The sequence below is a fragment of the Pseudodonghicola sp. genome (genome assembly GCF_048268305.1).
Taxonomy (GTDB): domain Bacteria; phylum Pseudomonadota; class Alphaproteobacteria; order Rhodobacterales; family Rhodobacteraceae; genus Pseudodonghicola.
In genome coordinates, this window is sequence record NZ_JBLWVT010000011.1 from 60,197 (window position 1) to 81,359 (window position 21,163).

19 protein-coding genes and 1 pseudogene are annotated in these 21,163 nt (G+C 65.7%); 8 read left to right on the top strand and 12 right to left on the bottom strand.

The genetic code is table 11. From position 1 onward, the window contains the following. The first annotated feature begins 52 nt into the window (after nt 1-52). Nucleotides 53-805: an SDR family NAD(P)-dependent oxidoreductase gene (locus ACN0V4_RS19200; protein WP_417679111.1), complete on the top strand. Its 753-nt coding sequence runs from the start codon at nt 53-55 to the stop codon at nt 803-805. A gap of 91 nt (nt 806-896) precedes the next feature. After that, nucleotides 897-2,615, top strand: a complete 1,719-nt coding sequence (gene metG / locus ACN0V4_RS19205) for a methionine--tRNA ligase (RefSeq protein ID WP_417679113.1) — start codon at nt 897-899, stop codon at nt 2,613-2,615. Nucleotides 2,616-2,852: 237 nt separating this feature from the next. Here the strand turns inward: metG and ureG are convergent, their stop codons facing one another. The 11 genes and pseudogenes from ureG to ACN0V4_RS19260 form a co-directional block, all read right to left on the bottom strand. Then, entirely contained in the window at nt 2,853-3,464 is a 612-nt protein-coding gene (ureG, locus tag ACN0V4_RS19210; RefSeq protein WP_417679115.1) for an urease accessory protein UreG, read from the bottom strand. Continuing rightward, entirely contained in the window at nt 3,461-4,144 is a 684-nt protein-coding gene (locus ACN0V4_RS19215; RefSeq protein WP_417679117.1) for an urease accessory protein UreF, read from the bottom strand. Before ACN0V4_RS19215 ends, ureG begins: the two co-directional genes overlap by 4 nt. Continuing rightward, the gene (gene ureE, locus ACN0V4_RS19220) at nt 4,092-4,679 is read right to left on the bottom strand and encodes an urease accessory protein UreE (RefSeq protein ID WP_417679119.1); all 588 of its coding nucleotides are present in this window, start codon (nt 4,677-4,679) and stop codon (nt 4,092-4,094) included. Before ureE ends, ACN0V4_RS19215 begins: the two co-directional genes overlap by 53 nt. A 237-nt stretch (nt 4,680-4,916) precedes the next feature. Continuing rightward, nucleotides 4,917-6,677, bottom strand: coding sequence for an urease subunit alpha (gene ureC / locus ACN0V4_RS19225; RefSeq protein ID WP_417679121.1), 1,761 nt, complete (start codon nt 6,675-6,677; stop codon nt 4,917-4,919). Between the two features lie 184 nt (nt 6,678-6,861). Then, the gene (locus tag ACN0V4_RS19230; protein WP_417679123.1) at nt 6,862-7,167 is read right to left on the bottom strand and encodes an urease subunit beta; all 306 of its coding nucleotides are present in this window, start codon (nt 7,165-7,167) and stop codon (nt 6,862-6,864) included. A gap of 11 nt (nt 7,168-7,178) precedes the next feature. Beyond that, on the bottom strand, nt 7,179-7,766 hold the full coding sequence (locus ACN0V4_RS19235; RefSeq protein WP_417679125.1) for a HupE/UreJ family protein: 588 nt from the start codon (nt 7,764-7,766) through the stop codon (nt 7,179-7,181). Between the two features lie 17 nt (nt 7,767-7,783). Continuing rightward, on the bottom strand, nt 7,784-8,086 hold the full coding sequence (locus tag ACN0V4_RS19240) for an urease subunit gamma (protein WP_417679127.1): 303 nt from the start codon (nt 8,084-8,086) through the stop codon (nt 7,784-7,786). 3 nt (nt 8,087-8,089) lie between these two features. After that, nucleotides 8,090-8,905, bottom strand: coding sequence for an urease accessory protein UreD (locus ACN0V4_RS19245; protein ID WP_417679129.1), 816 nt, complete (start codon nt 8,903-8,905; stop codon nt 8,090-8,092). Between the two features lie 174 nt (nt 8,906-9,079). Then, nucleotides 9,080-9,523, bottom strand: a complete 444-nt coding sequence (locus tag ACN0V4_RS19250; RefSeq protein WP_417679131.1) for an acyl-CoA thioesterase — start codon at nt 9,521-9,523, stop codon at nt 9,080-9,082. 127 nt (nt 9,524-9,650) lie between these two features. Next, nucleotides 9,651-11,096 carry an aldehyde dehydrogenase gene (locus ACN0V4_RS19255; RefSeq protein WP_417679133.1) on the bottom strand — a complete coding sequence of 482 codons (1,446 nt, stop codon included), beginning with the start codon at nt 11,094-11,096 and terminating at the stop codon, nt 9,651-9,653. Between the two features lie 12 nt (nt 11,097-11,108). Beyond that, a pseudogene (locus ACN0V4_RS19260) lies at nt 11,109-11,267 on the bottom strand (3-alpha-hydroxysteroid dehydrogenase); the annotation flags it as partial. Nucleotides 11,268-11,947: 680 nt separating this feature from the next. Here ACN0V4_RS19260 and ACN0V4_RS19265 point away from each other — a divergent pair. Further along, on the top strand, nt 11,948-12,772 hold the full coding sequence (locus ACN0V4_RS19265; RefSeq protein WP_417679135.1) for an IclR family transcriptional regulator: 825 nt from the start codon (nt 11,948-11,950) through the stop codon (nt 12,770-12,772). Between the two features lie 28 nt (nt 12,773-12,800). On the opposite strand, the gene ACN0V4_RS19270 is transcribed toward ACN0V4_RS19265, so the two are convergent. Beyond that, nucleotides 12,801-14,102: an ArgE/DapE family deacylase gene (locus ACN0V4_RS19270; RefSeq protein ID WP_417679137.1), complete on the bottom strand. Its 1,302-nt coding sequence runs from the start codon at nt 14,100-14,102 to the stop codon at nt 12,801-12,803. A 370-nt stretch (nt 14,103-14,472) separates the two neighbouring features. Between ACN0V4_RS19270 and ACN0V4_RS19275 the strand changes: the two genes are divergently transcribed. The 5 genes from ACN0V4_RS19275 (at nt 14,473) to ACN0V4_RS19295 (ending at nt 21,162) form a co-directional block, all read left to right on the top strand. Beyond that, nucleotides 14,473-16,059 carry an ABC transporter substrate-binding protein gene (locus tag ACN0V4_RS19275; protein ID WP_417679139.1) on the top strand — a complete coding sequence of 529 codons (1,587 nt, stop codon included), beginning with the start codon at nt 14,473-14,475 and terminating at the stop codon, nt 16,057-16,059. Between the two features lie 117 nt (nt 16,060-16,176). Continuing rightward, a complete protein-coding gene (locus ACN0V4_RS19280) occupies nt 16,177-17,118 on the top strand; it encodes an ABC transporter permease (RefSeq protein ID WP_417679141.1) in 942 nt (313 codons plus the stop codon). Continuing rightward, nucleotides 17,118-17,987 (top strand): ABC transporter permease, encoded by an 870-nt coding sequence (locus ACN0V4_RS19285; RefSeq protein WP_417679143.1) that lies wholly within the window; start codon nt 17,118-17,120, stop codon nt 17,985-17,987. The genes ACN0V4_RS19280 and ACN0V4_RS19285 overlap by 1 nt, the downstream gene beginning before the upstream one ends. Before the next feature lie 2 nt (nt 17,988-17,989). Continuing rightward, nucleotides 17,990-19,612: an ABC transporter ATP-binding protein gene (locus ACN0V4_RS19290; RefSeq protein ID WP_417679145.1), complete on the top strand. Its 1,623-nt coding sequence runs from the start codon at nt 17,990-17,992 to the stop codon at nt 19,610-19,612. A gap of 41 nt (nt 19,613-19,653) precedes the next feature. Then, nucleotides 19,654-21,162, top strand: coding sequence for a M81 family metallopeptidase (locus ACN0V4_RS19295; protein ID WP_417679147.1), 1,509 nt, complete (start codon nt 19,654-19,656; stop codon nt 21,160-21,162). Nucleotide 21,163: the final 1 nt, after the last annotated feature.

Sequence of the window (21,163 nt, forward strand, 5' to 3'; positions counted from 1 at the left end):
GCGGAGATCGCCAGGCCTAGGCTAACCCGGCGACACATAGCGGAGAGCGGTCATGGATCTCAGATTCGACGGCAAGACCGCGATCGTCACCGGCGCCGCCTCGGGCATCGGCAAGGCGATCGCCGAGGAATTGGCGGCGGGCGGCGCCGAGGTGATCATCGCCGACCGCAACATGGATCACGCCACGGCGACGGCAAGGGACGTAACGGCGAGCGGTGGCAAGGCGCAGCCCTTCGCGGTCAATGTCGCCGATCCCGCAGCGGTCGCGGCCCTGGTCGATTTCGCGGTGGCGCAAACCGGCAAGCTCGATCTGATGGTCAACAACGCCGGCATCGGCGGCGATCAGGCCCCGGTGGGCGAGCTGGCGATCGAGTCCTGGAAGACGATCATCGACATCAACCTGAACGGTGTCTTCTACGGCATGCGCTATGCCATTCCGGCGATGCGCAAGGTGGGCGGCGGTGCCATCGTCAACATGGCCTCGATCCTCGGCACCGTGGCGTCGCAGAAGATCGTCGGCTATGTCGCGGCCAAACATGCGGTGGTGGGGATGACCAAGACCGCGGCGCTGGATCATGCCGCCGACAACATCCGGGTGAATGCGATCGGACCCGGCTATATCGATACCCCGCTGCTCGACACGCTCGACCGCGCGACCTACGAGGCGTTGAAAGGGCTGCATCCGCTCGGGCGGCTGGGCAGACCTGAAGAGGTGGCGGCGCTGGCCTGCTTCCTGCTGTCGGACCGGGCGAGCTTCATCACCGGCTCCTATCACCTGGTCGACGGCGGCTATACCGCCCAGTGACCCCTGCCGACCGGGCGCCAGCGCTTGCCTCTGGCCTTTCGGCGGCCTGAAATGTAAGGGATGTCCGATCACGAAAACACTCGGGCATCCCATGGCACGCATTCTCATCACCTCGGCAATTCCCTACATCAACGGGATCAAGCATCTGGGCAACCTGGTGGGCTCGCAGCTTCCGGCCGACCTCTATGCCCGCTATCAGCGCGGCCGAGGCGCCGAGGTGATGTTCCTCTGCGCCACTGACGAACATGGCACCCCGGCGGAACTGGCGGCGGCCAAGGCGGGCAAGCCGGTGGATCAATATTGCACCGAGATGCACGAGGTACAGGCAGATATCGCCCGCCGCTTCGGCCTCAGCTTCGATCACTTCGGTCGCTCGTCGAGCCCGCAGAACCATCGGCTGACCCAGCATTTCGCCGGCCAATTGGCCGAACACGGGCTGATCCGCGAAGTGGTCGAACAGCAGATGTATTCCAAGGCCGACGGCCGTTTCCTGCCCGACCGCTATATCGAGGGCACCTGCCCCAACTGCGGCTACGAGAGCGCGCGGGGCGACCAATGCGACAATTGCACCAAGCAGCTCGACCCGACCGACCTGATCAACCCGCATTCGACGATCTCCGGTTCCACCGATCTGGAACTGCGCGAGACCAAGCACCTGTACCTGCGGCAATCGGCGATGAAGGACAAGCTCGAGGCCTGGATCGACAGCAAGACCGACTGGCCGATCCTGACCACCTCGATCGCCAAGAAATGGCTGCATGACGGCGACGGGCTGCAGGACCGCGGCATCACCCGCGATCTCGATTGGGGCATCCCGGTCAAGAAGGGTGCCGAGGATTGGCCGGGGATGGAAGGCAAGGTCTTCTATGTCTGGTTCGACGCGCCGATCGAATATATCGCCTGCGCCAAGGAATGGGCCGATGCCAAGGGGCTGGACGACAGCGCCTGGGAACGCTGGTGGCGCACCGACAAGGGCGCCGACGACGTCCGGTATGTCGAATTCATGGGCAAGGATAACGTGCCCTTCCACACGCTGAGCTTCCCCGCCACCCTGATGGGCTCGGGCGAGCCGTGGAAGCTGGTCGATTACATCAAGTCGTTCAACTATCTGAACTATGACGGCGGCCAGTTCTCGACCTCGCGCGGGCGCGGCGTGTTCATGGATCAGGCGCTGGAGATCCTGCCGGCGGATTACTGGCGCTGGTGGCTGCTGAGCCATGCGCCGGAAAGCTCGGACGCGGAATTCACCTGGGACAACTTCCAGGTCTCGGTCAACAAGGACCTGGCCGACGTGCTGGGCAACTTCGTCAGCCGGATCACCAAGTTCTGCCGCTCGAAGTTCGGCGAGGTGGTGCCCGAGGGCGGCGCCTATGGGGAACAGGAAGAGGCGCTGATCGCCGACCTGACCGCCCGCGTGCGCGCCTATGAGGCCTGCATGGAGGCGATGGAGGTTCGCAAGGCCTCGCAGGAGCTGCGGGCGATCTGGGTCGCGGGCAACGAATACCTGCAATCCGCCGCGCCCTGGTCGACCTTCAAGGAAGACCCCGAGCGCGCGGCGATGCAGGTGCGGCTGGGGCTGAACCTGATCCGGCTTTACGCGGTGCTCTCGGCCCCCTTCATCCCCTTCGCCTCTGCCACGCTGGTCGCGGCGATGCGGATCGAGGATCAGAGCTGGCCGGGCGATGTCGCCGCGGCGGTTGCCGCCCTGCCCGCCGGCCATGGCTTTACCGTACCGGACGTGCTGTTCGCCAAGATCAGCGACGAGGATCGCGAGGACTGGCAGACCCGTTTCGCCGGCATCCGCACCTGAGACGAGTGATCAGACCGAGACAGGGGGCGTGCCAATGGCGCGCCCCTTTCGTTTGTGGGTTATCATGCCTCAGGGCGCCCCTGGCTGGGGGCGGCTTGCGTCCCGCGCCCGGTATATCCCTGTGGATAACATGGTGGAGAGATCGGGAAAACTCTGCGGCAGAGGGCATCTGTCGCAGGTTCCTCACCCTCTTCGGCGGCTTGTGGATAACTTTGGGGCAACCTGCTTCGCAGGGCCTCAGAGACCTGCCACCGACTTGATCTCTTCCACCACCCGTTCGACGCCCTCGCCGTGCTTCAATGCGGTGAAGACGAAGGGGCGGCCGTTGCGCATCCGGGTGGCGTCGCGGTCCATCACCTCGAGCGAGGCGCCGACATAGGGCGCCAGATCGGTCTTGTTGATCACCAGCAGGTCCGACTTGGTGATCGCCGGGCCGCCCTTTCTCGGGATCTCCTCCCCCGCCGCCACGTCGATCACATAGAGCGTCACATCGGCGAGTTCCGGGCTGAAGGTGGCCGACAGGTTATCGCCACCGGATTCGATCAACACGATCTCGACCTCCGGGTGGCGCTCCTGCATCTCGGCCACGGCGGCGAGGTTGATGCTGGCGTCCTCGCGGATCGCGGTATGGGGGCAGCCGCCGGTCTCTACCCCGATGATGCGGTCGGCGGGCAGGATCTGCATCCGCATCAGCGCCTCGGCATCCTCCTGAGTGTAGATGTCATTGGTGATCACGCCGATCGAATAGTCGCCTTTCAGCGCCTCGGCGAGGCGGGCAGTCAGCGTGGTCTTGCCGGCGCCGACCGGGCCGCCGATGCCGATGCGCAGCGGGCCGTTCATCTGGGTCATGATTGGAAAAGCCTCGGGTCAAGGGTTTCATGGTGCAGCGCGGCGATGTCGGAGAGAAAGGCGTTGGAATAAACCTCCTCCGCCATTTCCGCCTCGGCCGCGACGCGGGTGATCAGGGGGGCAAGCGCGGCCAAAGCGGCCTGCCCTTCGGTCTGGCCCAGCGGCACCAGCCGCACGGCGGCCGAGACCAGGTTCGACAGGAAGGACTGCAGGTAGAGCGCGCAGGTGGCCTGCGGGTCGAGCGCCATCCGCCGCGCCGCCTGCCCCACCGCCACCGGCAGCAGCAGCGGCGGCAGCTTGATCCCCCAGATGGCGGCGGTGGTGCGGGCAAAGGCCGTCCCCTGCCGCGCGCCTTCTCGCTGCCGCTCGGCGGCGGGGGCGAAGGCCCGCGCCTCGGCATCGACGGCGAGAAGATCGGCGATGGTCTCGGCCCGGTAGCCACGCCAGAGGAAAGTGGCGTCGGAGCGGCCGGAACCGTGCTGCGTCAGATCCTCAAGCCAGGTGCTCAGATCGGTAGCGCTGGCGATCCAGCCGGCGCGGATGGCGGTTTCCAGCCCGTGGGAATAGGCGAAGCCGCCCAGCGGATAGGCCGGCGACAGCCATTGCGCCAGCGTCAGCAGCCCGGGATCAAAGCGAGTGGTCTGGGCCATGGTCGTGATCATGGTCGTGGGAATGGTCATGGCTGTGCCCGTGATCATGGGAGTGGTCGTGGCTATGGTCGTGAGAATGGCCATGCGCGGGACTGTGGTCATGGGCAGTATGCACATGTTCATGGCTATGGGTGCGGCCATGGCCATAGGCGCCGCCTTCGGGGGTGAAGGGGGCGATTTCTTCGGTCACCGTGGCGCCCAGATGTTCCAGCATGTGGCGGATCACCGGATCGCGCTGGATCACCAGCCGGTCGGCAGCGATCTGGCAGGGGGTGTGACGGTTGCCGATATGCCAGGCGAGCTGCGGCAAAAGCGGGCCGGTGATCGACAGCACGTCTTCCGCGGCGGCCTTGATCTCGACCAGGGTGCCATCGGAGAGCGCCAGCGCATCGCCATCGTCGAGCGAGGTGGTCTGCGGCAGATCGACGACAAAGGCCCGCCCCGCCGCGGTCACCAGTTTCTTGCGGCGCAGGAAGCGGCCGTCATAGTCGAGCAGCACGGTCTCGGCATCGCCATGCCAGTCGCCCTTGCGGTGAAAGCTCTGGGCCAGGGGAAGGTCGGTCATTCGGGTCGTCCTTGGTCGTTTGGGTGGGCGCGGCGACGGCGGGCCGGCCCCGGGATGCGGTTTCAGTCAGTTTGGCGCCGTCCTCACCGGAAGGCAAAGGGGCGAATGGGCGCGGAACTTTCCCCCATTGAAAGCCTGTTCCCGGGGCGTCGGCCCCGGTTCGCCCCCACCCTCGGGCCGGCTGCAAACCTATGTTCTCTGTGGCACGGCGGGCTCAGGCGAGCTGAACTCGATCCCTCAGAACAGGAAATACCGCTGCGCCATCGGCAGCACCTCGGCTGGTTCGCAGGTCAAAAGCTCGCCATCGGCACGCACCTCATAGGTCTCGGGGTTGACCTCGATATGCGGGGTGGCGTCATTCAACTTCAGATCCTTCTTGCCGATGGTCCTTGTGTTCTTCACCGCCAGCGTCTGTTTCGCCAGCCCCAGCCGCGCCGCGATGCCATCCGCCTGCGCCGCCTCGGACACGAAGATCACCGCCGAGTTTTCGACGCTGCGGCCATAGGCGCCGAACATGGGGCGCGAATAGACCGGCTGCGGTGTCGGGATCGAGGCATTGGGATCGCCCATCTGCGCCATCACGATCGAGCCGCCGATCAGCACCATCTCGGGCTTCACCCCGAAGAAGGCCGGGGACCACAGCACCAGATCGGCGCGTTTGCCTTCTTCGATCGAGCCGATCTCATGGCCGATGCCATGGGCGATGGCCGGGTTGATGGTATATTTGGCGATATAGCGGCGGACGCGGAAATTGTCGTTGTCACCGGTTTCCTCGGCGAGCCGGCCGCGCTGTTTCTTCATCTTGTCGGCGGTCTGCCAGGTGCGGATCAGCACCTCGCCCACCCGGCCCATGGCCTGGCTATCGCTGGCGATGATCGAAAAGGCGCCGATGTCGTGCAGGATATCCTCGGCCGCGATGGTCTCGCGCCGGATGCGGCTTTCGGCAAAGGCGACATCCTCGGGGATCGACTTGTCCAGATGGTGGCAGACCATCAGCATGTCGAGGTGTTCCTCGATGGTGTTCTTGGTGAAGGGCCGTGTCGGGTTGGTCGAGGAGGGCAGAACGAATTCCTCGCCACAGACCTTGATGATGTCGGGGGCATGGCCGCCCCCTGCCCCCTCGGTATGGAAGGCGTGGATGGTGCGGCCCTTGAAGGCGGCCAGGGTGTTTTCCACGAAGCCCGATTCATTCAGCGTGTCGGTGTGGATCATCACCTGCACGTCCATGTCGTCGGCGACGCCCAGACAGCAGTCGATGGCGCCGGGGGTGGTGCCCCAGTCCTCGTGCAGCTTCAGGCAGCAGGCGCCGGCCAGAACCTGTTCCTCCAGCGCGGCGGGAAGCGAGGCATTGCCCTTGCCGGCGAAGGCCAGGTTCATCGGGAAGGCATCGGCCGATTGCAGCATGCGGCCCAGATGCCAGGGGCCGGGCGTGCAGGTGGTGGCCAGCGTGCCATGTGCCGGGCCGGTGCCACCGCCCAGCATGGTGGTGGTGCCGGAATGCAGCGCATCCTCGATCTGCTGCGGGCAGATGAAGTGAATATGGCTGTCCATCGCCCCGGCGGTGAGGATCTTGCCCTCGCCGGCGATGGCCTCGGTGCCGGGGCCCACGATGATATCGACACCGGGCTGGGTGTCGGGGTTGCCGGCCTTGCCGATCTTGTGGATACGCCCGTTCTTGAGGCCGACGTCGGCCTTGTAGATGCCGGTCCAGTCGACGATCAGCGCATTGGTGATGACGGTATCGACGGCGCCCGCTGCCCGGGTGACCTGGGATTGCCCCATGCCGTCGCGGATCACCTTGCCGCCGCCGAACTTGACCTCTTCCCCATAGGCCAGCGCATTGGCGCCCGAGCCGCCGCTGAGGGCGGCGCCGGCGCGTTCGGCGATCAGGTCACGCTCGACCTCGATGATCAGATCTGTATCGGCCAGCCGCAGCCGGTCGCCCACCGTGGGGCCGAACATGGCGGCATAGGAAGCGCGGGAGATTTGGGTGGGCATCAGGACATCCCCTTTGGGCTGAAGCGAAAGGTGGGGAAACGAATGATCTTTTCCGGATCGCCTGCGATCCGGATCGCGCCCGCCCCTCCCCCCAGGGAGGGCGCGATTGCGCCCCCCCTAGGGGCAGGCACGATCCTCTGTTGCTTGTTCGACCAAGCCAGGGGCGCGAAGGGCGAGACCCCCGTCACAGCTCCCCCATCACCTTCTGATTGAAGCCATAGATCCGCCGCGCCCCGGACATCGGGATCAGTTGCACCTCGCGGCGCTGGCCGGGCTCAAAGCGCACGGCGGTGCCGGCGGCGATGTCGAGCCGCATGCCGCGGGCGGCCTCACGGTCGAAGTCCAACCCCGGGTTGGTCTCGGCGAAATGGTAATGGCTGCCGACCTGTACCGGCCGATCGCCGGTATTGGCCACCATCAGGGTGATGGCCACACGATCAGCGTTGAGGGTCAGCTTGCCCTCGGCGGGGAAGAGTTCTCCGGGGATCATCGCGCGCGCCCTCAGCCGGCCAGCGCCAGGGCGGAGCCGGCGGCGGCGACCAGAAGACCCGCACCGCGCAGGATCGGCTGGCGGCTGGCCTTGCCCAGCAGCAGACCGAAGCCCAGCCCCGCGACATGCAGCGCGGCGGTGACCACGGCGAAGCCCGCCAGATAGTTCAGCGCATGGGCGCCGCCCATCTCGGCCCCATGGGCGTGACCATGGAACACCGCGAAGATGGCGACCACGGCCGCGCCCGCCGCCACCGGCATCCGGGCGGCAACCGCCACCAGCAGCCCCAGCACGACAGACGATGCCAGGATCATCGGCTCGACCAGGGGCAAGGACATGCCGGCGAGCGCGACGGCGAAGCCGACACTCATGGCGCCGACAAAGGCCGTCGGCACGATCCAGAGCGCGCGGCCCCCCAGCAGCGCCGCCCAGAGCCCGACGCAGACCATCGCCAGGATGTGATCGGCCCCGGAAATCGGATGCGAGGCGCCGGCCATGAACGAGCCATGCTCGCCCGGGGTCACATGCGCCAGCGCCGGCTGGCAGATCAGCAACGCGGGAACGAGGGCGGGGATCAGGTGTTTCATCTGAGGTTTCATCTGGGCACTCCTGCGGATCAGCGGATCGGGTTGTGGACGGTCACCAGCTTGGTGCCGTCGGGAAAGGTGGCCTCGACCTGAACCTCGTGGATCATCTCGGGCACGCCTTCCATACATTGCTCGCGGGTGATCACCTCGGCCCCGGCCTCCATCATGTCGGCGACGGATCGCCCATCACGGGCGCCTTCGACCACCGCGTCGGTGATCAGCGCGATGGCTTCGGGGTAGTTCAGCTTGACGCCACGGGCCAACCGCCTGCGCGCCACTTCGGCGGCCATGGCGATCAGCAGTTTGTCTTTTTCGCGCGGGGTCAATTGCATCGGTTACAATCTCCAGGACGTGGGCAGCCCGTCTTGGCTCAGACGGTCGAGAATGGGCAGAAGGTGGCGGCGCAGACCAAAGCCGTCTTCGGCCAGCAGCCTGACGGCGAGCACGTCGGGGCGCAAGAGGCTCGCGCCGCCAAGCGCCGGCAATGCCGATCGGACCGGGGCCAGATGCGCCGCCGCCTCCGGCCCGACATAGAGGAGAGAGGCCATGGCACCGGCGCCGCGCGCCGTCCGCGCCAGTTGCGCCTGCAGATCGCCCTCCAGTCGCACCGCGTCGCGGTAAAGCGGCAGCCCGTCGCGATCGACGCTGATCCGGTCGCGAAACCGGGCATCGGTGAGACGCTCGCCCATGGCGGCGCGGCCGAAGATCACCGGCTCGACCATCAGGAGCCGCGCATCGGCTTCGAGAGAAATGTGCAGGGATCGCTCCAGCGCCGCGCCCTGATAGAGGATCAGCTCCTGCGGCAACCAGTAGAGCGTCGATCCCGGCGCACCACGCAGACGGCTATCGAACCGCCCCCAGCCCGAGGCGGCGCGATAGGCGCGTTCGGCCGCCTGCGTGGTCAGCACCAGATGCGCCGCCGCCCCCGCTTCGGCCTGCAGCCGCAGCCGATCACCGCCGGTGATGCCTCCGGCCGAGTTGATGACGATGGCCTGCAACGGACCGGGCTGGCGCGGAAACATCGCCTTCATCGCGCCACTGGGGCGATAGCGGTCCAGCACGCTGCCGGCCCCCGACCGCTTGGCCGAAACCCAAAGCGCGCCCTCGGCCCGCGGCTGCGGCGGCTGCTCCGCCGCAGGCATCTGTCGCATCGGCACGGTGATCGCGCGCCCCTCCCCATCTTTGTCTTGAGGACGAGGATCGTCTGATTTTACCGCAGCCTCCAGCCCGGGTTGCGCCGACCTTCGGCCCGCGGCCCGATTTTCGCGAGAAAACCGAGCATCACCAGCCTATTTGCCCAAAAATCAGGCGGCCTTTCGTGGATGTCAGACCAGGCTGCCCGCGGCAATCTCCGCCTCGGGGAACAGCCGGCGCGCATTGGCGCGGATTTCCGGCAATACCTCGATGGCGCGCCGCGCGGCCAGGTCGAATTGCACCGTGCTGGCCACCAGATCGGCCGCCACATCGCCGGTGGCGAGATTGCGCATGGTGTAGCGGGTGATCATCGACTTGCCGCCGATCTTCTCGACCCCGCCGGTGACCACGACCAGATCGCCGACCCCCAGCTCTGCCTTGAAATTCATGTTCAGATTGACGTCGGCAAAGCCGATGCGGCGGGCCAGCATATCCGGCCCGAAACCCAGCGCGGCAAGCAGATGATAAGAGCCGTCATCGAACATCGCGGTATAGTGGCGCGTGGTCATATGGCCCATGGCGTCGCACAGCCAAGGATGCACAACTCCGCGATAACATTCGATTTCCTGGGACATGAACGATCTCCTCCCCGTTGCTTGCCGATTTGACAGGGGTCTAGCACATCGTCCGGCCGACAGCAAAACGCCCCGGAACGCATCCCGGGGCGCGCTCACGTCTCTCGCAGGCCAGGGCCCACAGCGATCAGAACGGATAGCGCTGCTTCGGATCCTCGATGGTGATCCAGCGCAGGTCGGTGAATTCGGCGATCGCCGCCTTGCCGCCGAAGCGCCCGAAGCCCGAGGCCTTGACGCCACCGAAGGGCATATGCGGCTCGTCCGAAACCGTCGGCCCGTTGATATGGCAGATGCCGCTTTCCAGCCGGTTGGCCACATCCATGGCCCGGGTAATGTCCTGGCTGAAGACGGCCGAAGACAGGCCATATTCGGTGTCATTCGCCACCCGGATCGCCGCTTCGGTGTCCTTGACGCGGATCACCGACTTGACCGGGCCGAAGCTTTCCTCGGCATAGATGCGCATTTCTGCCGTCACCCCATCCAGCAGCGTCGCGGAATGAAGCGCGCCGTCGCGCGCGCCGCCGGCGACCAGCCTGGCGCCCTTGGCGGTGGCATCGGCGATCAGCGCCGCCATCTTCTCGGCCGCCGCGGGCGAGACCAGAGAGCCCAGCACCACCTCGCCACGCGGATCGCCCCAGGGCAGAGCGGCGGCGCGCGCCGCCAGCTTTTCGACGAAAGCATCGGCCACCGCCTCGACCACGATGATCCGCTCGGTCGACATGCAGATCTGACCCTGGTTCATGAAGGCGCCGAAGATCGCCGCATTCACCGCACCGTCAAGGTTGGCATCCTCCAGCACCAGGAAGGGGGCCTTGCCGCCCAGTTCCAGCAGGCAGGGTTTCAGGTTTTCGCCCGCGAGCCGACCGATGATGCGACCGACGCCGGTAGAGCCGGTGAAGTTCACATGCCGCACCGCCGGCGCCTCGATCAATGTGCGCACGACCTCTGCCGCATCCTCCGGCGCGTTGGAGATCACGTTGATCGCCCCGGCAGGCAGCCCGGCTTCGACCAGACATTCGCCGATCAGGCGGTGGGTGCGCGGGCAGAGTTCCGAGGCTTTCAGCACAAGGGTATTGCCGCAGGCCAGTGCCATGGCGACCGCCCGGGTGCCCAGGATCACCGGCGCGTTCCAGGGCGCGATGCCCAGGCAGACGCCGCGCGGCCTGGCCACCGACATCGCCAAGGTGCCCGGCTTGTTCGCGGGGATCACCTCGCCGCCGATCTGGCTGGTCATGGCGCCCGCCTCGCGCAGGATGCCCGCGGCCAGATGCACGTTGAAGCCCGCCCAGATCCGGGTGGCGCCGGTTTCCTCGACCATGGCCGCGATGAACTCGGGCGTGCGCGCCTCCATGATGTCCGCCGCCTTGCTCAGTACCGCGCGGCGCGCCTCGGGGCCGGTCGCCGCCCAGCCGGCGAAAGCCGCCTGTGCCGCCGCCACTGCCTTCAGCGCGTCGCCGGTGCTGGCCGCCGCCGCCTCGGTCGCGACCGCGCCGGTCACCGGATCGTGGCGCGCATAGCTGCGCCCGCCCTCGGCCGGCACGTCGGTGCCGCCAATCAACAGATCAAGTGTCACAGCCGTTTCTCCTCAGTTCAGCCCGTGGCTCGTCGCCTCGATATGCGCCCGCATACCGCCATCGCAGGGCAGATTCACCCCCCGCAGCCAGACCGACCCCGGCGACAGCAGGAAGGCCACCATCGGCGCGATATCCTGCGGCCTGCCGGGACGATCCATGATGCGCATATCCTCTTCGGCCCGTTGGCGATGAAGAGGTCGGGGTAGCCGTTGACCGCGATGCGGTCATAGGCCTGCATGCCGCGGTGGCAATGGTCGTCCGGGCTGATCCCCTCGCGCCCGTAGATGCGCGCGGCGAAGGGCGGGCGCACCGCCTCGAAGCCGGCGGCAAAGACCAGAACCGTCCAGCTCGTGCCCCCTGCCCCGAGGCGCCATAGGCGGTGCCACCATCGCCCCGGACCAGGGCCGAGGCCTCAAGCGTGGAGTTCACGGCGGCGAGCCAGGCCGGGGTGATGTCTGACAGCCGGAACTTTCTCAGCCCGATCACCACGGCGCCCAGAACCGGACCGAACAACACCCGGGGACCGCCGATATAGGCCATCAGCAGAACCATCGTGGAAGTCCCGGCGCCGGCCCGCACTACGAGAGAGGGGAGCCGGGTCTTTGCCACGCGGCACGAGTGCGACGGACTTTGTCACCACATCCGAATCGAGGTTGTCGTCGCTTTTCTTGTGTATCGCCTATCGATACAGTAATATCGGATAGTGATCATTGATGACCTGTAAATGACATGCCTAAACCGTAACCAGATACAAGCGACATGGTCGCCGGGAAACCGACCAAATGCACAAAAAATACGCAACATTGAAACGACGTGATTCCCACCCTGCAAGAACGGGGGATGCATCGCGATGCCCCGTTTTGTGAACCGCTTGCTGCGACGCGGCGAATCGGGGTCCCGCAAGTTGGATGACGACGCCGAGAACGATCCGCTGTTCATGCGCGCCACCGCGCGGACGATGATGGTGCTCTCCGCCTTTCATGAGACCGACCGACCGATGAGCCTGAGTGAAATCGCCCGCGCCGCAGGGCTTGATCGCAGCTCGACCCAAAGGATCGTGCATACGTTGCGCCAGCTTGGCTATCTGCAGCGCGACCGGCATGACCGGGGATATGTGCCGGGCATCCGCATCTATGACCACATCTTCGACGCGATGCGTCTGAACGATATATTGCAACCGGCGGTGCCGCTGCTGCTCGACCTCAGGCGCAATGTGAACGAACGGGTCGACCTATCGCTGATCGACGATCAGCGGCTGGTCTATGCCTTCCGCCTCCCCCCCAAACGGGAGGTACTGCATGCGATGATGGTGGGCTTAAGCGTGCCGATCTATTGCACCTCGGCGGGCTGGGCGGTGCTGTCGCTCCTGCCCGAGGAGGAGGCCCGCGATCTGATCCGCCGCTCCGACCGGCGGCGCTATACAGCCCAGACGCTGGTCGATGAAGAGGCCATCATGACCAAGGTCGAAGAGGCCAGGCAAAAGGGCTATGCCGTTGGGGTGGAACAACTTTTGCCAGGAGAAATCGCCATCGGCGCCGCCGTTCTCGACTCCTCGGGCAAGCCGATCGCGGCGGTGACGATTGCCGGCCTCTCCTCCGACTGGACGCCCGAGAATTTTGCCCGCGCAATCTCACCGGCGCTGATGCAGACGGTGGCGGCGCTCGGCCGGGTCTGACCCGGCCGCCCCTGATGCATCGGCCTTCTCAGGCCTCGATCGGCTCCAAGCCGCACCATTCGGCGATGAACAGGGCGATCGACAGCGTCACCCGTTCCAGCGAGGCGACCTCGACATATTCGTCGATGCCATGCGAAAGCCCGCTTTTCGCGCCATAGCAGAGCGCCGGGATCTTGTCGAAAAGCGCATAGATCCGGGTGTCGATATAGGCCGGCAGCACCACCGCAGGCAGCGGCTTGCCGGTGACCGCCTGATGCGCGCGGGCCAGCACCGCCTCGGCTTCGGTGCCCTCGCGCTGCTCATACCCATCCGACATGAAGCCGTTCCAGACCAATCGCGGCGGGTTGTTCGACAAATAGGGATCCCCCGAGACGAAGGCCTTCAGATGCGCCTCGATCTCGGCGGCACAGGCCTTCACGTCCCAGTTCGGCAGCAGCGAGATGCGGAAATCCACCGCCGCGGTCGCCGGCACGGAAGAGGCCCATTCGCCGCCCTCGATCCGCCCGACGTTCAGGTTGATCGGCTTCGGCATCTCGGCGAACAGCGGGTGTTCGCCCCGCCGGTCGTTCCAGGCGGTTTCCAACTGGCGCAGGGCGGCGATGGTGCGGATCGCGGCATCGATCGCATTGGCCCCCTCGCCCATCTCGCTGACATGGCGCGGAATCCCCTCGAATTCCACCCGGAACCAGATCACCCCCAGATTGGCGCGCACCATGGCCTCTCCTGTGGGTTCGGGCACCAGCGCCGCATCGGCCTTGTACCCTCGGATATGCGCCATCAACGCGCCGTCGCCGGTGCTTTCCTCCTCGACCACCGATTGCAGATAGAGCGTCGCCGCCGGTTGCCAGCCCAGCGCACGCAGGGCGTCGAGCGCGGCGATACCGCAGACCAGACCCGACTTCATGTCCCCTGCCCCGCGGCCATACATCTTGCCGTCGCGGATGGTGGCGGAATAGGGCGGATCGCTCCACATATGCGCAGGCCCCGTCGGCACCACGTCCACATGCCCCTGCAGGATCAGCGACCGCCCGGTTTCGTTGCGCGGCCGGTGGATGCCCACCACGATCGGCGCCTCGGAGTGCTGCGAGCTCCATTTGCCGGCGCCGGGATGATTGGCCAGCGCCTCGGGGTCCATGGCGAAACGTTCCATCTGATAGCCGCGCCTGCGCAGTTCGGCAAAGATGAAATCCTGAACGGTATGCTCCTCGCCCCGTTGCGAGGGACGGCGCACCAGCTCTTGCGTCAGCGAGATCTGCGCCGCGAAGCCTTCCTTCACGGCCTTGGCCAAACTGTCGCGCAAACTCGGATCGAGGGGCTGGTCGAGAGACATGTGGGGCGCCTTCTGTCTGAAAAAGATGGGGAAATCTCGCCTCCGGCGAATTCGGCAGGCAGACGCGTGCCAGCCTGACCGCACCGACCATATGCCGTCAAGCGCGGCGTTGAGAGCGCGGACTCATCGCCTCTTCTCTCCCTCGAAACCTGCCGCGTTTCGCCGACCGACCGGGCCGATCCGACAGAGTGGCAAAAAATGCACATATTTAAGGCAGTTTGCGAAAAACGCCCGCTTCCCCATTATTTCGCTTTCCCGAAAAACCGAAGCGCCGCGATACTCCACACACGGGTTATGTGCGGCCCACGACCAGAGAAACACGCACCACAAGAACGCTGATGAAACGCGACGACAACAGGAAGGATCAAAGATGACGTCCATCTGGAGGAACCTCCGTACTGGCATTCTGGGGGCCACTGCCATGGCCCTGGTATCGGCCCTGCCCGCTGCGGCAGAGACGATTACAGCAGTGATGCATTCCGGCCTGCGGGTGATGGACCCGGTGATCACCACCGCCCACATTACCCGCGACAACGCCTTCATGATCTTCGACACGCTGGTGGCGGTGAACTCGGACTTCGAGGTCAAGCCGCAGATGGCGAACTTCGAAGTGTCCGACGACGGGCTGACCTATACCTTCACCCTGCGCGATGGGCTGAAGTGGCATGACGGCGGCGAAGTCACCCCTGCCGACTGTATCGCCTCGATCAAGCGCTGGATGGTCCGCGACGGCGGCGGTCAGATGATCTCGGATCGCATGGAAAGCCTGGAAGCCACCGGCGACAAGACCTTTGCGCTCAAGCTGAAAGAACCTTTCCCCTATACCCTGCAGGCGATGGCCAAGCCCTCGGGGCTGGCACTGTTCATGATGCCCGAGCGGATCGCCAATACCCCCGCCGATCAGGCGATCACCGAATACATCGGCTCCGGCCCGTTCAAGTTCGTCACGGACGAATTCCAACCCGGCGTGAAGGTGGTCTACGAGAAGAACGAAGACTATGTGCCGGCGCCCGGCCCGCAAAGCTGGTTCTCCGGCGCCAAGGTGGTCAAGGTCGACCGCGTCGAATGGGTGACCATGCCCGACGCCCAGACCACGCTGAACGCGCTGATGAACGGCGAGGTCGACTTTGTCGAAGCGGTGCCGGTCGACCTGCTGCCGCTGCTTGATGGAATCGACGGGGTCAATGTCGAGGTGCTGCAGAAGCTTGGCGCCGTGACCATCGGCCGGATGAACTTCCTGCATCCGCCGTTCGACAACCCCAAGATCCGCAAGGCGGCGCTGATGGCGATGAGCCAGAAGGACGTGCTGACCGCGCTGATCGGCAATCCCGACTACTTCAAGGTCTGCGGCGCGATCTTCGGCTGCGGCACCCCCTACGAGTTCACCGACGGGTCGGAAACCCTGACCTCGGGCGGCGATATCGAAGGCGCCAAGAAGCTCCTGGCCGAGGCCGGCTATGACGGCACGCCCATCGTGCTGATGCAGCCGACCGACGTGGTCACCCTGACCGCCCAGCCGATCGTCGCCGCCCAGGCGCTGCGCAATGCCGGCTTCAACGTCGACCTGCAGCCGATGGACTGGCAGACCCTGGTCACCCGCCGCGCCAGCCAGGCCGCCCCGGCGGACGGTGGCTGGAACATCTTCTTCACCAACTGGATCGTGCCGGAAGTGTCCAACCCGCTGGCCAACATCATGCTGAACGGCCGCGGCGACAAGGCCTGGTTCGGCTGGCCGAACGATCCCGAGATCGAGGCGCTGCTGGGCGAATTCGCTGCCGCCGCTGATCTCGACAGCCAGAAGATGGTGGCACAGAAGATCCAGGCCCACGTGATGGACAATGTGAACTACATCCATCTCGGCCAATACTTCAGCCCCTCGGGCTGGAGCAGCAAGCTCGAAGGCGTCTCCGCCACACCCTTCCCGGTGTTCTGGGGCATCGAGAAAACCGAAGGCTGACGCCAACGGCGCGCCGTGCCTCCGAGGAGGACGGCGCGCCCAATTCCCCCAAGACCTGATCAAGACACTCCGGCCGGCCGCCCCGGCCGGAGCCTTGCCCCGCAGGAAGGAGCCGAGATGCCCATCTATTTACTCCGCCGCGTGCTGGCCGCCATTCCGGTGATGCTGGTCGTGGCTGTTTTCGTCTTTTTGCTGCTGCGTCTGACGCCAGGCGATCCTGCCGCGATCCTGGCCGGTGACATGGCCACCCCCGAGCAGCTTGATCGCATCCGCGACACGCTTGGCCTGAACGATCCGCTGCTGGTGCAGTTCTTCCGTTGGATCGGTGCCCTGCTGCAAGGCGACTTCGGCACCTCGCTGATCTCGAACAAACCGGTGATCGATCTGGTCGCCGACCGCATGTGGCCGACCATCTGGATCGCCATCATCACGCTCAGCCTGTCGGTGATCGTCGCCGTTCCGATGGGAGTTCTGGCCGCCTGGAAGCAGGGGAGCTGGGTCGACCACCTGGTGATGACCTTCTCGGTGCTGGGCTTTTCCATCCCGGTCTTCGTGATCGGTTATCTGCTGATCAAGCTCTTCGCCATCGACCTGAAATGGCTGCCGGTGCAGGGCTATAAGGCTCCGTCGAAGGACCTTGCCGGCTTCGCCGCCCGCGCCGTCCTGCCGGCGCTGACGCTGGCGTCGATCTATATCGCGCTGATCGCCCGGATGACGCGGGCCAGCCTGCTCGACGTGCTGAACGAGGATTACGTCCGCACCGCCCGCGCCAAGGGGCTCACCGAGCGGCGGGTGCTGTTCCGCCACGCGCTGCGCAATGCGGCGGTGCCGGTGATGACGGTGATCGGCACCGGCTTCGCGCTGCTGATCTCCGGCGTGGTGGTGACCGAAAGCGTCTTTAACATTCCCGGTCTCGGCCGGCTCACCGTCGACAGCATCTTTGCCCGTGACTACCCGGTGATCCAGGCGCTGATCCTGCTGACCTCGGGCGTTTACGTTCTGATCAACCTGCTGATCGACCTCTCCTATTCCCTGCTCGATCCGAGGATTCGTTACTGATGGCCGCGAAATTCCTGCGGGGGGCCTTTCCCCTCTCCACCCGCCAGCTCACCGACCGCGTCGGCATTGCGCCGATGATCGCCGCGGTGGTCCTGCTGCTGATCATCCTGGTGGCGATCTTCGCCCCCTATATCGCGCCGCATGATCCGATCCTGCAAAACCCGTCGATGCGGCTGCAGGCACCATCGCCGGACTATCCGCTGGGCACCGACAACTTCGGCCGCGACCTGCTGAGCCGCGTTATCTATGGCGCCCGGGTGTCGCTGGTGATCGGCATCGGCGTCACCATCATGGCTGTGGTCCTGGGCCTGGCGATCGGCCTTGTCTCGGGCTTCTTCCGCACCGCCGACGCCATCGTCATGCGCGTCATGGACGGCTTGATGGCGATGCCCTCGGTGCTGCTGGCGATTGCCATCGTGTCGCTGATGGGCGCCAGCATCTGGACGGTGATGGCCGCTATCACCATCCCGGAAATCCCCCGGGTGGTGCGACTGGTCCGCTCCATCGTGCTCTCCGCCCGCGAGGAACCCTATGTCGAGGCCGCCATCGCGCTCGGCACCTCGATGCCGCGGGTTCTGTGGCGCCACCTGATGCCCAATACCTTCGCGCCGCTCACCGTGCAGGCCACCTATGTCTGCGCCTCGGCGATCCTGACCGAAGCGATCCTGAGCTTCCTCGGCGCCGGCGTCTCGACCGAGACCCCCACCTGGGGCAACATCATGGCCGAGGCGCGGATCTATTTCCGCCTGATGCCGATGCTGATCCTCTGGCCCGGTCTGGCGCTGTCGCTGTGCATCCTGTCGATCAACCTGCTGGGCGATGCCGCGCGCGACATCCTTGATCCCCGCATGGGCAAGAGGGAGGACTGATCATGCCCGTTCTGCAAATCGAAGACCTGCATGTCTCCGTCGATTCCAAGGCCGGGATCGAGGTGATCCACGGCATCTCGATCGAGATCAACGAGGGCGAGACGGTCTGCCTGGTGGGCGAATCCGGCTCGGGCAAATCGGTCAGTTCTCTGGCGACCATGGGTCTTTTGCCCAAGGGATCGCTCAAGGTCACCTCGGGGCGCATCCTGCTGGATGGCGAGAACCTTCTCGACCTCAGCCCGGCGCAACTCCGCGATGCCCGCGCCACCCGGATGTCGATGATCTTCCAGGAGCCGATGACGGCGCTGAACCCGGTGATCAAGGTCGGCGATCAGATCACCGAGGTGCTGCAGGCTCATACCAAACTGTCCAACACCGAATGCCACGCCAAGGTGATGGACATGCTCGACCAGGTCGGCCTGCCGGATATCGAGCGGATCGCCCGCAGCTATCCGCACCAGCTTTCGGGCGGCCAGCGGCAGCGGATCATGATCGCCATGGCGCTGGTGCTGGAACCGCGCCTCCTGATCGCGGACGAACCCACAACCGCGCTCGATGTCACCACCCAGCTCCAGATCCTCAAGCTGATCAAGGACTTGCAGATCAAGCATGGCACCGCCGTGCTGTTCATCACCCATGACATGGGGGTGGTCGCCGAAATCGCTGACCGCGTCTATGTGATGAACAAGGGCGATCTGGTCGAAGACGGCCCGGTCAAACAGATCCTCTCTGCACCGCGAAAGGACTATACCCGCCAGCTGCTGTCCTCGGTCCCCTCTCTGGTGCCGCGACCGGCGCGACCGGTCACCGATCCGAAACCGGCGTTGCAGGTGAGCGAGCTGAACAAGATCTATGGTGGCGGCAAATTCCTGTCGAAGAGCAAGACAACCCATGCCGCGCGCGACGTGACCTTCGAGCTGAAGGCCGGTCGCACCCTCGGCATCGTCGGCGAAAGCGGATCGGGCAAGAGCACGGTGGCGCGCTGCGTGATGCGGATGATCGACCCCAGCTCGGGCGGCATCCGCGTCGGCGGGCAGGAGATCGGCGGGCTGACCCGCTCGGGCCTGCACCCCTTCCGCAAGAAACTGCAGATGGTGTTCCAGGATCCCTATCGCTCGCTCAATCCCCGGCTGACGATCGAGGAGAGCATCATCGAGGGCCCGGTGAACTATGGCATGCCAAAGGAACAGGCCCGCACCCGCGCGGCGGAATTGCTGGAACTGGTGGGGCTGCCCGCCTCGGCCGCCCAGCGCTATCCGCACATGTTCTCGGGCGGGCAGCGGCAGCGGATCGCCATCGCCCGTGCCCTGGCGATGGAGCCTGAGCTTCTGGTCGCCGACGAGGCGGTCTCGGCGCTCGATGTATCGGTTCAGACCCAGGTGCTGAAGCTGCTGGACGAGATCCAGGAGCGCACCGGCATCGCCATCCTCTTCATCACCCATGACCTGCGCGTCGCCGCCCAGATCTGTGACGATGTCTGCGTGATGCGCCGCGGCGAGGTGGTCGAGATGGGGGCCACCGCCCAGGTGCTGGGCAATCCGCAGCACGAATACACCCAGGCCCTGCTGGCGGCCGCGCCGGGGCGGGACTGGGATTTCGCCAACTTCAGACCTGTGGCGGCCTGACCGGGCCGCCCTTTCCTCACCAGATATCCAATGGAGCTCTCATGACTGCCCCCCGTATCGCGATTGGCGGCTTTCTGCATGAAACCAATACCTTCGGCCCCTCCAAGGCCACCTACGAGGATTTCGCCGGCGGCGGCGGCTCGGGGCGGATGCTGCGCGGCGCGGAAATCATCGACACCTGCCGCAACATCAACGCCGCAATCTCCGGCGCCATCCGCGAAGGCGAGGCCGAAGGCTGGGACCTGCGCCCCACCCTGTTCTGCGCCACCTCGCCTTCGGCCCATGTGACCGTGGACGCCTTCGAGCGGATCGCCGGCGAGATCATCGAGCGGATCGAGGCGGAGCTGCCGCTCGACGGTATTTTCCTCGATCTGCATGGTGCCATGGTCACCGAACATCACGATGATGGCGAGGGCGAGCTGCTGGCCCGCCTGCGCGACAAGCTGGGCTGGGACATTCCGATCGTCGTCTGCCTGGATCTGCATGCCAACGTCACGGCGAAGATGTTCGAAATGGCCGATGTGCTGGAAAGCTATCGCACCTATCCGCATGTCGACATGGCCGAAACCGGGCTGCGCGGCGCCAAGGCGCTGGGGCGGATGCTGACCGGTCCCAAGCCGGAAAAGGCGATGCGCGTCGCCCCTTTCCTGACCGCCATCGCCTGGCAATGCACCCATGCCGAACCTGCCCGGGGTCTCTATGCCCTGCTGGAGGAGCTGGCGGGAACCGACCGCGAGATGAGCTTTAACATGGGCTTTCCGGCCGCCGATTTCCCTGAATGCCAGATGACCGTGCTGGCCTATGGCCCCGGCGCGGCCGAGGCCGCCGACAAGATGATGGCGGCGATCGAGGCCGCCGAGCCCGCCTTCAAGGGCAAGGTCTGGACGCCGGAGGAAGGTGTCGCCGAAGCCATGCGGCTGGCGGCGGCCCCCGGGCGCGAGGGGCCGGTGGTGATCTCCGACACCCAGGACAATCCGGGCGCCGGCGCCGACAGCAACACCACCGGCATGATCCGGGCCATGGTCGCGCTGGGGGCCAGGGGCGCCATCGGCAACCTCTTTGATCCGGCGGCGGCACAGGCCGCCCATGCCGCAGGGGCTGGCGCCACCGTCACGCTGACGATCGGCGGGCAATCCGGCGTCGAGGGCGACGCGCCCTTCACCGCGGATTTCCTGATCGAAAGTCTTTCCGACGGCAGTTTCGAGGCCAAGGGCCCGTTCTATCGCGGCAGGGTGCTCAACATGGGCGCCTCCGCCTGCCTCAAGCTCGGCGATCTCAGGATCGTGCTGGTCTCGGCCAAGGCGCAAATGGCCGATCAGGAGATGTTCCGCCAGGTCGGGATCGAACCGACCGAGGAGCCGATCCTGATCGTCAAGAGCTCGGTCCATTTCCGCGCCGATTTCGAGCCGATCGCCTCGACCCTGATGGTCTGCGCCGCTCCCGGCCCGATGGCCGTCGACCCGGCGCTGCTACCCTGGCAGCGGCTGCGCCCCGGCGTCCGCGTCGGCGCGCTGGGTCCGGTGTTCAAACCGGAAACCGAGACCGCCTGAA